This is a genomic window from Spirosoma humi, from assembly GCF_054776575.1.
In genome coordinates this window covers 1-13,300 of sequence record NZ_BAAHBR010000007.1, presented here as the reverse complement: position 1 = coordinate 13,300, position 13,300 = coordinate 1, and the positions used below count along the sequence as shown (strand labels likewise).

General features: G+C 49.8%; 8 protein-coding genes and 1 pseudogene. 5 read left to right on the top strand and 4 right to left on the bottom strand.

Annotated elements, in window-relative coordinates:
• Window positions 1-16: 16 nt before the first annotated feature.
• Both ACYU8Y_RS08270 and ACYU8Y_RS08265 read right to left on the bottom strand, forming a co-directional pair.
• Window positions 17-1,318, bottom strand: a complete 1,302-nt coding sequence (locus ACYU8Y_RS08270) for an amidohydrolase family protein (protein WP_460936082.1) — start codon at window positions 1,316-1,318, stop codon at window positions 17-19.
• A gap of 79 nt (window positions 1,319-1,397) precedes the next feature.
• Entirely contained in the window at window positions 1,398-4,496 is a 3,099-nt protein-coding gene (locus ACYU8Y_RS08265) for an amidohydrolase family protein (RefSeq protein ID WP_460936080.1), read from the bottom strand.
• A 169-nt stretch (window positions 4,497-4,665) separates the two neighbouring features.
• Here ACYU8Y_RS08265 and ACYU8Y_RS08260 point away from each other — a divergent pair, with 169 nt between their 5' ends.
• The 4 genes from ACYU8Y_RS08260 (at window position 4,666) to ACYU8Y_RS08245 (ending at window position 12,300) form a co-directional block, all read left to right on the top strand.
• Window positions 4,666-5,412, top strand: a complete 747-nt coding sequence (locus ACYU8Y_RS08260; protein ID WP_460936078.1) for a hypothetical protein — start codon at window positions 4,666-4,668, stop codon at window positions 5,410-5,412.
• A 138-nt stretch (window positions 5,413-5,550) separates the two neighbouring features.
• Window positions 5,551-6,795 carry a BamA/TamA family outer membrane protein gene (locus ACYU8Y_RS08255; protein WP_460936076.1) on the top strand — a complete coding sequence of 415 codons (1,245 nt, stop codon included), beginning with the start codon at window positions 5,551-5,553 and terminating at the stop codon, window positions 6,793-6,795.
• 542 nt (window positions 6,796-7,337) lie between these two features.
• Window positions 7,338-10,598: a SusC/RagA family TonB-linked outer membrane protein gene (locus ACYU8Y_RS08250; protein ID WP_460936074.1), complete on the top strand. Its 3,261-nt coding sequence runs from the start codon at window positions 7,338-7,340 to the stop codon at window positions 10,596-10,598.
• Window positions 10,599-10,617: 19 nt separating this feature from the next.
• Window positions 10,618-12,300, top strand: a complete 1,683-nt coding sequence (locus ACYU8Y_RS08245) for a RagB/SusD family nutrient uptake outer membrane protein (RefSeq protein WP_460936072.1) — start codon at window positions 10,618-10,620, stop codon at window positions 12,298-12,300.
• Between the two features lie 123 nt (window positions 12,301-12,423).
• Here ACYU8Y_RS08245 and ACYU8Y_RS08240 read toward each other — a convergent pair whose 3' ends face one another.
• Complete coding sequence (locus ACYU8Y_RS08240) at window positions 12,424-12,585, bottom strand: lmo0937 family membrane protein (RefSeq protein ID WP_111341267.1); 162 nt, start codon at window positions 12,583-12,585, stop codon at window positions 12,424-12,426.
• A gap of 96 nt (window positions 12,586-12,681) precedes the next feature.
• Between ACYU8Y_RS08240 and ACYU8Y_RS08235 the strand changes: the two genes are divergently transcribed.
• On the top strand, window positions 12,682-12,855 hold the full coding sequence (locus ACYU8Y_RS08235) for a hypothetical protein (RefSeq protein ID WP_460936069.1): 174 nt from the start codon (window positions 12,682-12,684) through the stop codon (window positions 12,853-12,855).
• A 139-nt stretch (window positions 12,856-12,994) separates the two neighbouring features.
• On the opposite strand, the pseudogene ACYU8Y_RS08230 reads toward ACYU8Y_RS08235, so the two are convergent.
• Window positions 12,995-13,300: pseudogene (locus ACYU8Y_RS08230) on the bottom strand (DEAD/DEAH box helicase); the annotation flags it as partial.

The following is a 13,300-nucleotide window of genomic DNA, read 5'->3' as shown; positions in this document are numbered from 1 at the left end:
GGTGAAGGAGCTTGCCTTATTTCTGCTCGTACTTATCCTTGTACGTTTTGTACAGGCGCTTATGGCGGTCATCCAGATTTACTTTTCGGCCCTGCATAAATACCTGCTCGATTACATTGGTACGCATATCCAGGGCATCGCCTGCTGATACGAACAGCGTAGCCTGTTTGCCTTTTTCAAGGGTGCCCACGAGGGCATCGATCCCCAGTATTTTTGCGGTGTTCGAGGTAACCATCTTCAGTGCCTCTTCGCGATCGGTAACGCCAAAACCCACGGCTGTTCCGGCCAGAAAAGGCAGGTTACGGGTACGCCACCACTCATCGGCATAACTCAGGCTTACTAAAATTCCCGCTTTCTGCAAAATCCCCGGCATTCGATACGGTAGGTCAACCTCTTCATCCTCCCGATTGGGCAGGCGGTGCAAGGCGCTCAATATCACCGGTACGTTGTTTTCTTTCAGGAACGTAAGCACCCGGTTCGATTCTTCGCCCCCTACGATCACGACTTTCGGCACACCCATCGCCTTCGCGAACGTAACGGCTTCGATGATGTCTTTTCCGTAATCGGCGCGGATGTAAAGGTTTTGCTTGCCCGAAAACAGCCCACGCATGGCCTCTAACTTCAGGTTCATCGTTGCGGGTGTCGGCGCGGCCGCATACGCTTTGGCATCGGCAAACGTCGCCTGCAGGGCATCGATAGCCGGACCACGCTTTTCGTTTTTCTTAACAATGGTGGTGAAATCTTCGAAATTGAACTCATTCGAGAAATAGGTAGGCCAGTTGAGCCAGATACCGTCATCCTTTTTCAGGGCAGCATCTTCCCAGTTCCAGCCGTCGGCCATCATCACACTCGAGCTGCCCGATATGGTGCCGCCCTGGGGCATCGCCTGGGTGAGCAAAACACCGTTGTTGCGAATCGTGGGAATGATCTCGGAGTCGGTGTTATAGGCAATCAACGACCGGATGTTTGGATTCAGAATGCCAATTTCCTGCTTGTCGACGGTAGCGCGAACGGCCCCTGTTTCCTGCAGGCCCACCGTTGCTGCGGGCGATATGAGACCCGGATAAACGTGCTTCCCCGACACATCGATGACTTCCACATCGGTCAGGTTTAACTTCACCAGCGTTCCGTCAACAACATTCGTGATAACGCCGTTGGTAAACAGGACTATGCCATTCGGAATGACTTGCCCATTGCCCACGTGTACCGTACCGCCCATCAGCGCGATGGTCTTCGTTTGTGGCTTAGCCGGTGCGGGATTCTGACCATAGCTCATGAGCGAGGCCAGCGTAAATATGGATATTAGTAGTTTTTTCATGTTTCGTCAGTTTGTGGTTGGTGGTTTGCAGGGCCGACAAAAACAATACACGGGCGTCAGCCACCGTAAACCACAAACGCTATTTCCCTTCTTCTCCTTCGGCCATAACCCCTTCAATGTCTTCGCAATGCCACATACGGGCCCGGCGGGGTTGTGGGCGCGTTGTTGACGCTCCACTCGCCTTAGCCGTTAGCATCTTTTGAATCAGGCGGGCGCGTTCGGCCTGCATAAGGTCGCGCTTGTGGTCTTCGTCTTTCAGGCTGAAGTAAATCGCCCCGTCGATGATCGTGTATTCTGGGCGAGCGTAAATCGCCAGCGGGTTCGCATTCCACAAGACCAGGTCAGCATCTTTTCCGGCCCGAACGCTTCCCAGCTTATTATCCAGGTGAAGCAGCTTGGCCGGATTCAGGGTCACCATTTTCCAGGCGTCCTCTTCGGTCATGCCGCCATACTCGATCGTTTTGGCCGCTTCCTGGTTCAGGCGCCGAGCCATTTCGGCGTCATCGGAGTTGATAGACACCGTTACACCCTGCCGGTGCATCAGGGCTGCATTGTAGGGGATAGCATCGTGTACTTCCATTTTATAGGCCCACCAGTCGGCAAATGAAGATCCACCCGCGCCGTGTTTTGCCATTTTGTCGGCCAGTTTATACCCTTCCAGAATGTGCGTGAAGGTGTTGACCTTGAAACCAAGCGAGTCGGCTACTTTCAGCAACATGTTGATTTCCGACTGTACGTAGGAGTGACAGGTAATGAAGCGCTTATTGGCCAGAATTTCGGCCAGGGCATCGAGTTCGATATCCCGGCGTGGCGCAGTAGCCGCAGCTTTTTCCTTTGCACTCAGCTTATTATAGGATGCCCAGCCTTTGGCGTATTCTTTGGCCCGGGTGAAGTGATCGACATACACCTGCTCAACCCCCATCCGGGACTGCGGGAAACGGGTCAGTACGTTCGGATTCGGGTAATTGGATTGTTTTACGTTTTCGCCCAGCGCGAACTTGATGAATCCATCGGCGCCCTTGATGAGCATCCCATCGGCTGATTCGCCCCATTTCAATTTAACAATGGCCGACTGTCCACCGATGGCATTGGCCGATCCGTGCAACAACTGCGAGGAGGTAACGCCCCCCGCCAGTTGGCGATAAATGTTGATATCGTCCGGATTGATGACGTCCGCCATCCGAACCTCCGCTGAACTCGACTGCCCCCCTTCGTTGATCGACAGCAAGGCAATGTGCGAATGTTCATCGATGATACCGTTGGTGAGGTGTTTACCCGTACCGTCGATCACCTTGATATCCGCTGGAACAGGCAGGTTCTTTCCAATTTTACTGATTTTACCGCCCGTCACCAATACATCGGTATTTGCCAAAACGCCATCTTTCTCATTGGTCCACACGGTTGCGTTGCGAATGAGCATGGTTTCGGCTTTCGGCTTCTGCGCGTTGCCCATGCCGACGAATGGATAAATTAGTGTACCAACCGCCGTGGCCGAAGCAACTGCCGTATTGGTTGCAGAGGTCGCTGACGTGGATACGGCCGACGTGGACCCAGGCGCCGTGCCCGTACGAACCGCCGACCAGGTGATGGTTTTACCGTCCGGTGTTTGCCCATCGCCCTTTAGTGTAGTGGGTGATGTACGGTAGCCCGTTAATCGGGTTGTACCCGGCTTTTTCTTATCCTGTTGGACCTGAATCGAGATCAGGTCGCCCGATACGGTTACTTTGGGATTTAGTTTCAGCGTATCGGCGGTGATCTGAAAGTCGGGCTTGTCCGCTTTTCCCGTAATGTTCAGCTTCAGATTGGATGGTGCCGCACCGGATGGTGAGCCGCCCTCCGGTGTCATAACCGTTATGTTCCAGATGCCGCGCAGGTCAGCCGCATCTTTATTCGTGACGATGTACTGTTTGCCCCGCATCCAGTTTTCGTAGATGACATTATCGGCACTGAACAGGTTACCCGAGGTAATGATGAAGTTGGCAATATGGCCTTTTTTGAGACTGCCAATCTGATCGTCGGCGCGAATCAGCCGGGCCGGAACCGTCGTCAGCGCTTCGAGTGCTTTTTGTTCGGTAAGTCCGTTTTCAATGGCTTTGCGCACATTGGCCCAGAAATCAGCTTTGTTTTTAAGGCCCGCCGTAGTCAGGGCGAACGGGATATTGGCTCCGGCTACCCGGCCCGCATTCGTGGGGGCCATCTCCCAATGTTTCAGTTCGGCCAGTGCTACGTTATCAGCATCCCAGGCATCTTCAACATCGTACGGTTGTGGGTAATTCAACGGAACAATCAGCGAAGCCCCCGTCGCTTTCACGTCATCGAGTCGCTGGTATTCATCCCCCGAACTACGAATAATATACTGAACGCCAAACTCATCCCCGATTTTGTCAGCCCGCAGAATACCCAGTTTGTCATTGGCCTCAAAAATGGCAGGTAAACTCTGATTGCGGCTTAGTGCATCGAGCGACATGTTGGCCTGCTCTTTATGACCGGCCCGCTTGTACCAGTCAGCATCGTACATGGCCTGGCGCAGCAACGCCACAATGCCCATCATGGAGTTCGGGTACTGCTGGCTCGAACTGCCTTTGCTGAATGAATAATGAGCCGTGGCATTCGGTTTGAGCACCAGCGTATTTTCCCGATCATCGGCCAGGATCACGAGTGCTCCAGTGCCCCGCGCAATGCCATCGTGTGGGTGGGTCAACACCGCCCCGAAGCCCAGCTTCCGTAGCTCATCGGCCTTTTTGGTATCCGCTTTGAACAGGACGCTGGCATCGTTTTCGGGCTGTATGGCCTGATTCCAGTAGTAAGCCCCTTTTTTGTTCGACTCATACTGAGGCACCCCGCCCCGGCCACCACCGGTCCCGCGTGTCAGTTCGGGCATGCCATAATCTGAATCAATATCGACCAGGCCGGGGTAAATACGTTTCCCTTTTAAGTCGGTTACGACGGTTCCGGCGGGTAGGTTGACGGATGTCCCAACGGATTCAATGCGCCCATCCCGAATGAGCAATGTTGCGTTTTGAAGTGTCGTTTGTGGGTCGACAACGATGGTGGCATTGGTGAAGGCATACAGCCCTGGGCGCTCATCATACACACCATTTCGCGGAAAGGTCGTCTGAGCCACAGAGGAATAAGCCAGACCAGCCGCCAATAGCGCTGTCAGAAAATGTTTTGTCATGAACTTGATTGATTGGTTGATGATTGGGATTAAGCCTCAAAAATACGGAAACTAATGCGCCATTCGGCCCTTTACCCAAAGAAGATTTTGCATTACTGAATCAATTAAATAGGGTATTTTAGCCAAAAAATTAGCTGATTCCGATAACGTAACAGTATACGATCCCTTCATGCGTTTCTACGTCTTTCTCCTCTGTACAAGCATCATACCGTGTTTTGCCTTCGCACAGGCGCAAACGGAATACATGACCCAAACCACGCGGGACCGCATCAACTTCACGAATCTCAACATTACGAACAACCCTACCTTATTTTCCATCAAAGGGCCAGCCGGACAATTACTTGGCAGCCCATACCTCGATACGACCTGGCAGGCAGGCAACGTAAAATTCTATAATCGTCTGGGGGTCTCGTTAGCTGTCGACTCGCTGGCGGGTGTTCCGGTGCGTCTGGATTTATCCGCCAACGAAGTGGAGATTCGTGCGGGGGAAAAAAACATCAAAGCCGTTAAAGCAACAGCCGTTCGGTATGTCGACATGAACAACTCGTTCGGGACGGTGAGCCGTTATATAAATGTCCACGAATACCAGGGAGACACCCCGGCACTTACTGGCTTTTTTGAGCAGTTGGCAACGGGTAAACTTGATCTGCTGCTGTATCCATCCGTCTACATCCGCCGGGCCAATTACAATGTTGCCCTCAACACGGGCACAAAAGACGATGAACTGATGAAAAAGCAGGATTGGTACGTTGCCCGTGCCAAACAGGCTACCAAGTTCTCGCCAGGCAAAAAGACCATCATTGACCTAATGGCCGACAAAAAAGAGCAAATAGAGTCCTTCCTGAAGATCGAAAAACCAGACCTCAAATCCAGAGCTGGCGTGTTGGCCGTATTTGCTTATTACAACAAATTATAAGTGAACAAGCGTGCTGACTACCGGTTTGCATTGACAAGGGCGAATTATTTTTACGTTTCTTTACTGAGTAAACGCAAGCCTCCGCCAGATCGACGGCCTGTTTACACGCCATTTTATGCGCTACTTACTGCTTCACGTATGAACTTCTTTCCCCGCTCATTGGCGGGTTTCCTGCTGGGAAGTGTCTTGGCGATTGATGTCCTGGCGGCCCCAATGCAGTTGGCAGATACAATAGCGGTTCTACCCCAGAAGCCTGTTGGCAGGCGAACTCCTCACCAACAGGACATTGCCGACCTTGCCGCACGCTGGTTTCCAAGACTGCCCATTACTCCGCATGACTCCGCGTCTCTGCGGGAGGGAAAACGATTTGTTTTGGTGATTCCTCAGATTGGCTATACCCTGCAAACCCGTGGGCTGGCTGCGGTGTTGGTCAACACTCCTTTTCGGATGGCCAATGCCAATATGTCGTCGATCACCGGTCAGCTCTCCTACACCCAGAATCACCAGATTATACTGACGACTACCTCGTCGATCTGGAGTCAGAATAATCGCTATTTATGGATAAATGACTGGCGGCTCATGCATTACCCGCAGGCAACGTATGGGCTTGGCATGTATACCTCCACTGACCGGGTCATCAACATGGATTATGCTTATTTCCGATTTTATCAAAGTTTACTCCGTCGGTTAGCGCCTAATCTATACGGTGGCCTCGGCTACCACCTGGACCTCCACTGGAACATCGATAGTTACAACAGCCGACGGGAAGTAACCCGCATTTCGAGGTACGCGAATGGCATTGAGGGTCGCTCCGTTTCATCCGGTCCAATTGTGCAACTCGTGTACGACAACCGAAAAAACGCGATCAATCCGGCCGGGGGGTTGTATATAAATGCTGCTCTCCGGGCGAATATGAGCGCATTGGGTAGTGATAATACGTACCAGTCAGCGTTGATCGAAGCGCGCACGTATAGTCACCTGCCGGGCAAATCCGATAATATTCTGGCCTTCTGGTCATACAACGCCCTTACGTTGAGTGGAAATCCACCCTTTTTAGACCTACCCAGTACGGGCTGGGATAATACCGGCAATGTGGGGCGCGGATTTATTCAGGGACGCTTTCGGGGAAAAAACCTGCTGTATGCCGAAACTGAATACCGCTTTCACCTCACGGCCGATCGGCTGCTGGGCGGAGTTGTGTTTGCCAATGCCCAGACCGTTACCGAACAGACGAGTGGTCGGTTTGAAAAAGTGGTACCGGCCATCGGTACTGGGCTGCGCATCAAAATGAACAAAGTATCCCGGACCAACTTATCCATTGATTACGGGGTCGGCTTCGACGGATCCAAGGGATTGTTCTTCAACCTTGGCGAAGTTTTTTAGGCCAGCATCTGGCCTGGACTATCCCCTTTTTCACTCCCGGTTTTACGGTTATTAGCCGACCGCCGGAGCTAACAGCCCGTCTGGTTTACCAAAGCGTATAATATGGCGCATACATCATATTTGTAGGCTTATTCTCTTTTTTCTACTCTATAAATTTCGAATCTTTAGAAAAATATAAAAAAAATTACTGCCTAAAGGCATAAGTAAATAAAAATAAATAAATATACACTTGTAAATTTTTCGCGTTAATACTACTTAATAATATATACTTACAATATTAAACAAATCCAAGAAAAATACTCAACTGTCAATCACTCCTTATTCTCAATTAAAAATCGATTAATTATAAATTAAAAAAATAAATATCATTTTTCTATTTCAGAATATTATCCTGGTATTATACCCATTCTCAGAATAAGCATTTGACAAAATAGCCATATCCAAATTATTTTTTATTGTTTTATCATTGCGTAGTTTTATACAATTCGCATTTTTTCTAACCTAACAAAAACATACTTATGAGAAAATTTATATGCTTGAGCATGCTAGTATTATGCGCACTCAGCATGACTGCCTTCGCGCAGGATCGACGGATTATCGGGAAGGTCACATCGGCCGAAGATGGATCTCCCCTGCCGGGTGTATCGGTTGTTATAAAAGGAACAAACAAAGGCACCAGTACCGATGCAGGTGGTATTTTTGACATGACAGTTCCGTCAACCAAAGGAACTGTTTTAGTATTCAGTTTTGTGGGTGTCACAACCCAGGAAGTGCCCATTGGCAATCAGTCGGAAGTTAACGTGAGCCTGGCCTCCGATTCGCGTTTATTGACCGAAGTCGTCGTTACGGGTAGCGGGGTAGCAACCAGCAAAGCCAAACTCGGGATTGCGGTTGAAAGCGTATCGGCGAAGGATCTGCCACAAACGCCAACGGCTTCGATTGACCAGGCTTTAATTGGTAAGATTCCCGGTGCGCAAATTTCGTCTACCAGCGGTAACCCCGGCGATCCGGTTAACATTCTGCTCCGGGGGATCAACAGCGTACAGGGCGGTACCAAGCCGCTGATTATGGTGGATGGGGTACAGATTGCCTCAACCGACATTAACTCCCTGGATTTAAGCAATATAGACCGCGTTGAGGTGGTGCAGGGAGCCGCTTCCGCGTCTATTTATGGTGCGCAGGGTGCCAACGGTGTTATTCAGGTGTTCACCAAAAAGGGTAAAAAAGGCCGGACAGCCATCAATTTTTCGACCAGCTACTCAGCGAATGAGTTTCTGAATACGGGAAATGTTCACAAAGCCGAATTGCATCCTTATTTGACCGATGCGAATAATAACATTGTTGATGCGCAGGGAAAAATACTGGATTATACGCAGTATGGAGCCATCAGCGGTATATCGTATCAGTATGGCGGAGCAACGCGCTATGCTATTCAGGATATTCGGAACGACGCCAACAAACCCTATAACGCCAACCTGAAGTATTACGATCACTTCAAGCAGGTATTCAACACAGGAAGCACGACCAACAATACCGTCAATATCTCGGGGGCTTCGGAGAAAAGCGACTTTAATATAGCAGCCGCTAATAACCACACAACATCACCCATTCTGACCAAGCAAAACGGCTATATCGATAGAAGTAACTTGTCGGTTAACGTGGGCACGGAGTTATTCAAAGGATTCACGCTACGGTCTACCACCCAATTGGTCTACACCAAGAACACACTGAAGCCTGGCTTGGGATCGACTTACGGTACATTAAACGGTGGATCGGGTGATGTGGGGCAAGTGTATGGCTTTTTAAATACGTCTCCTTTCTTTGATTTGACTCGAAAACTGGCCGATGGAACCTATCCGGTCTATCCAACCGCAGACTTTTTGAGCGTAAACGCGGGCAACCCATTTTATCGGGCAGCCAATACGGATGCCATCGACAATAAAATAGATGTCATTCAAAATTTCAATGCGAATTACAAATTCAACAAGTTTGTCGAACTGGATGCTAAATATGGCATCAACTATCGGAACGAAACTGCCAGGCAGACCTATTACAACCAATCGCTGAACACGAGTTCCGTTTTTTATAACTCCTATGCCAGCAACTATGCGCCGGACAACAAGGGGGAAATTGACAATTATCAGTACAATAATACCTTCCAGAACTTTCTGGGTACAGCCTTTATTCGGACTGACTTCCAGAACGATTTCCACATAAATGTACCGATTCAGACGAGCACGCAGATTTCGTTCGATTACCGGAAAAACAAATCAACAGAGTACGACACCTATGGTGTAGGCTTAGGCTTAGCCCCACCCTTTAACATAAACTCTACTTCGTCGCAAGCCGTTACCCCATACGATGCTACAGGCAAACGTAATGGAGACAATGTCATTCCATTCATTACCTATGGCTATTTGGTCAATCAGAAAGTTGAATTCGGTGATTATGCGGGCATAACGGCCGGTTTCCGGACAGACTGGTCTTCTGCGTTCGGTTCGGGGTCTACTCCGTTTACATTCCCTCACTTCGACGGCCATATTGCTCCGTTATCGTTCTTTAAAAACAGTGGCCTTGCCAATACCCTACCCTACTTCAAATTGCGGGCTGCCTATGGCGAAGCGGGTATTCAACCCGGTGCGTTTGACCGCTACCCCGTACTGAGTCAGCAGAACCTGGGTACGGGTTTAGTGTACACGATTCCAACGACAACGCAAAATCCAAATCTACAGGTAGAAGTATCGAAAGAACTCGAAATTGGTACTGACTTCACCGTAGGCGGCAATTCGAACCGGGCGTGGCTAAACTCCATTTCGGGGTCGTTTACCTACTGGAAACGGTCGAGTGAAAACGTAATCTATACCGTTAGCGTACCCCCTTCCCTAGGCTCAACTGGCCAGTTGACCAACGCCATCAATATGTCGTCGAATGGGGTTCAGTTCTCGCTGACGATACCGGTTTTCAAATCGCCCGGTCTGAAATGGGATTTCACCACCAACTTTGGCCATCAACTCACTAAAATTGATGCGATCTCGGGTGGCGCTGATATTATCCTGACATCGAATGCTGGGTCTACGGCGCTCGTCTTAACGGCAGGTCAGCCAATTGGCCAGGTGTACGGCTACAAAGCATTAACCAGCCTGGATTTCACCCGTCAGGATGGTACGAAGTATATTCAGGAAGCGGATCGGAATAACTACACCATCGTGGATGGCCGCGTCGTAAAAAAATCGGATTACCAAATCCAGTTTACAGACGAAACCTATCCATTGATGAACCCGAACCCCAAATTTAACATGTCGTTTATCAACGGGGTTAGTTTCAAAAACTTCCTGACCCTGAACTTCCAGTTCGACTGGGTAAATGGCAGTCACCTGTATAACCAGACGAAAGAATGGATGTATCGGGATGGCATCAGCGGAGATTTCAGCAAACAGGTCACGATTGACGGAAAAACAGGTGCCTTCCCCGCTTACTGGTCCAGTGCGTATTATAACCTGTGGGGTAGCACACGGGGGGCCGGTAACAACGCCACGAAAGATTTCTTCGTAGAAGATGCTTCGTTCGTTCGGTTACGGAATATTTCGCTCGCTTTCGACCTTGCCAAGGTTGTTAAGTTACCGTATCTCAACAGAGCCCAGATTGTCTTTACCGGCCGGAATCTTCTGACATTCACAAAGTACTCAGGCTATGATCCCGAAATCAGTTCCGGCTCGTCTAACTCCTCATTCGACAGAGGGGTAGACCACAGTACGCTGCCTAACACCAAGTCGTACCAGGTCGGTCTGAATATTGGGTTCTAATTCTTTAAAAACTTTATCTATGAAACTCCTGACTAAACATAAATTTCTGTCTACGGCTTGTTTAACGGTCATGCTGCTTGGTGCAGTTTCCTGTAAAGAACAACTCGATGTGGGTAACCCCAACGCGCCAACCATTGCGGCCAACGTTAATAATGAAACGGGTCTTATTGCGTATGCGCAAGGGGGCGTTTATGTCAATGGCTTCCTGAACGGCGATGGCTGGCTGGGAAACAGTTATTTTTCATTACCCTGGGGCTACAGCGAGCTGATGGCCGATAACGTAGGGGCCGATGCTTCCAACAACCAGGTTACGACGATTGGCGTACCGGATTATATTATCCTGGATGATGGCACGAAAGTATCGAATCCGGCTCCGCAAGTAGGTATCATTCGATCCTACAACAGCCGGGCTGCAACCGGTGCCGGTAACAATGCGATCTATTACCAGTGGTTGAATATGTATGCGTTGAATAATGTCTGTAATCAGATACTGGACCTAACGGCTACGATTAAGTTTTCAGGCGACGCTACCAGCCGAGCCAACACAATGAAAGCCTGGGCTTATTGGTGGAAAGGATACGCATATGCATCAATCGGCTCCATGTACTATTCAGGGCTCATTGCCGATAAGTCAGGTACGACGGATGGCAACTATGTGTTGCACGATGCCATCATCAGCAAGTCGAACGACTATTTCAATCTGGCCGCAACTACGCTGGGCGCCATAACCAGCACAACGGACTATCAATCCGTTATGACTCAGTTGATTCCTTCGTTTTTTCAGGTAGGTAATGGTACGGTGCCAACCATCGACATGTGGAAACGGAACATCAACACCATGCTAGCTCGTAACATTGTGGTCAATAAACTGGCTCCTTTTGTGAACGGAAATCCCGATGCCAAAATCACCAAGTCATCGACGACGGCCATGACGACGGCCGACTGGAACGCGGTACTGACACTGGTTACGAACGGGATTAAAAAAGGCGATGCTGTCTTTACGGAACGCAGTTCATCGTCTAACTCGCCCTTCTCGCCCACAGGTGGTACGGTAGCAGCCCTGACATCCAATGTCAATACCAGTTCAACCTTCAAGATCAGTGAGCGCTTCATGCAGTCCTTCAATGCGGGCGATAAGCGGGTAGCGAACAACTTCAATACAGCTACGACCTACAAAAACAACTACACGTTTACGACACGCTACAGTATGGTACCCAATGGGAATGGTATAGCTGGCGTGTATGTGTACGGGTCTAAAGACGTAGGGGCGCATGAGGTATTTGTAGCGGGTAGCTACGAAGAAAACGCTCTGATGCTGGCCGAAGCAAACATGCGCCTGGGTAATATCGAGGCCGGACTTGGGTTCGTTGATGCGGTACGTACCTATCAGGGGGCTGGCGTTGCCGCCGTTGCGGGTACGGGTCTAACCCTGTCGAAAGCCCTTACCGAACTCACGAAAGAAAGGAGAGTCGCGTTGTTTAGCAGAGGTTTGGCGTTCTACGACAACCGTCGCTGGGGATGGACCTACGACATCGCCAATGGTGGTGGAAGTTATGGAAATACGGTCGTCACTACGGCTGGTGCCGTCAACAAGAATGTTACCATCAACTACAACTTTATGGATTACTGGGATGTGCCCGCCGATGAATCGGTCCTGAACGCGCCTAAGACAGGGGTTGCCACAAAAAACCCGAATTATTAAGGCATTTAGCCAGGTAGCCGTCCTAACTATAACTGGATTACGGCTCCAGTTGAAAAGCCTGAAATGATAAAAAGCCAGCTCATGACGAGCTGGCTTTTTCTATAAGTTATTGGCTAAGATGCTTTACACGCTTCTACCCTGAATCAACCGCAGTATGATCATTATGACCGCGATTACCAGCAGAACGTGGATAAGGCCACCCATACCAAAACTACCGAAGCCTAAAAAGCCAAGTAGCCAGATGATAATCAAAACGACCGCAATGGTATACAGAAGATTGCCCATGATTTTAACAAGTTAAAAGGTTCAATTAGATGGTTTTCAAACTACTAACTATCTTCCTACCAATATGTTCTTCATGTCACGTTTACATACTAACTCGTGGATATACTCTATCAGCGAGCAGTACAGCGTGAGCGAAAGGCCGATTTGAGCATAAGCACCGTAATTGCCCTCATTGAGTGGCATTTTTCGTCCCGTTCAGGCCGTTCGGAGGATGGCGCCTATCCGTTTTATGCCTTTCCATCCTTTTTTCGCCCGATGCTTCGGGCTTAGTTTTTGATTGAGCGGTCCGCCCAAACGCGTCTATCTGCGTTTACGCTGTTGGCAGGTAAGTGGTTTTTGGCATTAGCCTAACAAAAGATGACAAAAAAAAGCAGGAAGAAGATCTCCCTGCTATGCCCTCAATTAGGCTTTACTTGTCCTCGCTGACGGATACAGAAGCCGCTTTTTGTTTCGGCTGACCAGTATTGTCAGCCGTTGGCCGGCCTTCCTCCTTCGGCCCGCGCCGACGTTTTTTCCGGCGCTTGGGTTTATCCGAGGGTTGACCTGCTGCATTCGGCAGTTGGGCTTTTCCGTCCGGCGACTCATTGACGGGTTTTTCGGGTGAACCAGCGGCTCTTTCCGGGCGGGGTTGGCCTTCATTTCTGGCAGCGCTATTCCGATTGTCTTCACGGCGGCCCTCTCCAGGGCGGCCCTCTCCAGGGCGGCCCTCGAGAGG

Excerpts from the sequence above, each read along its gene's own strand:
- ACYU8Y_RS08255 (WP_460936076.1), top strand. The coding sequence starts at position 5,551 with ATGAACTTCTTTCCCCGCTCATTGGCGGGTTTCCTGCTGGGAAGTGTC.
- ACYU8Y_RS08270 (WP_460936082.1), bottom strand. The coding sequence starts at position 1,318 with ATGAAAAAACTACTAATATCCATATTTACGCTGGCCTCGCTCATGAGC.
- ACYU8Y_RS08240 (WP_111341267.1), bottom strand. The coding sequence starts at position 12,585 with ATGGGCAATCTTCTGTATACCATTGCGGTCGTTTTGATTATCATCTGG.
- ACYU8Y_RS08265 (WP_460936080.1), bottom strand. The coding sequence starts at position 4,496 with ATGACAAAACATTTTCTGACAGCGCTATTGGCGGCTGGTCTGGCTTAT.
- ACYU8Y_RS08260 (WP_460936078.1), top strand. The coding sequence starts at position 4,666 with ATGCGTTTCTACGTCTTTCTCCTCTGTACAAGCATCATACCGTGTTTT.
- ACYU8Y_RS08250 (WP_460936074.1), top strand. The coding sequence starts at position 7,338 with ATGCTAGTATTATGCGCACTCAGCATGACTGCCTTCGCGCAGGATCGA.
- ACYU8Y_RS08245 (WP_460936072.1), top strand. The coding sequence starts at position 10,618 with ATGAAACTCCTGACTAAACATAAATTTCTGTCTACGGCTTGTTTAACG.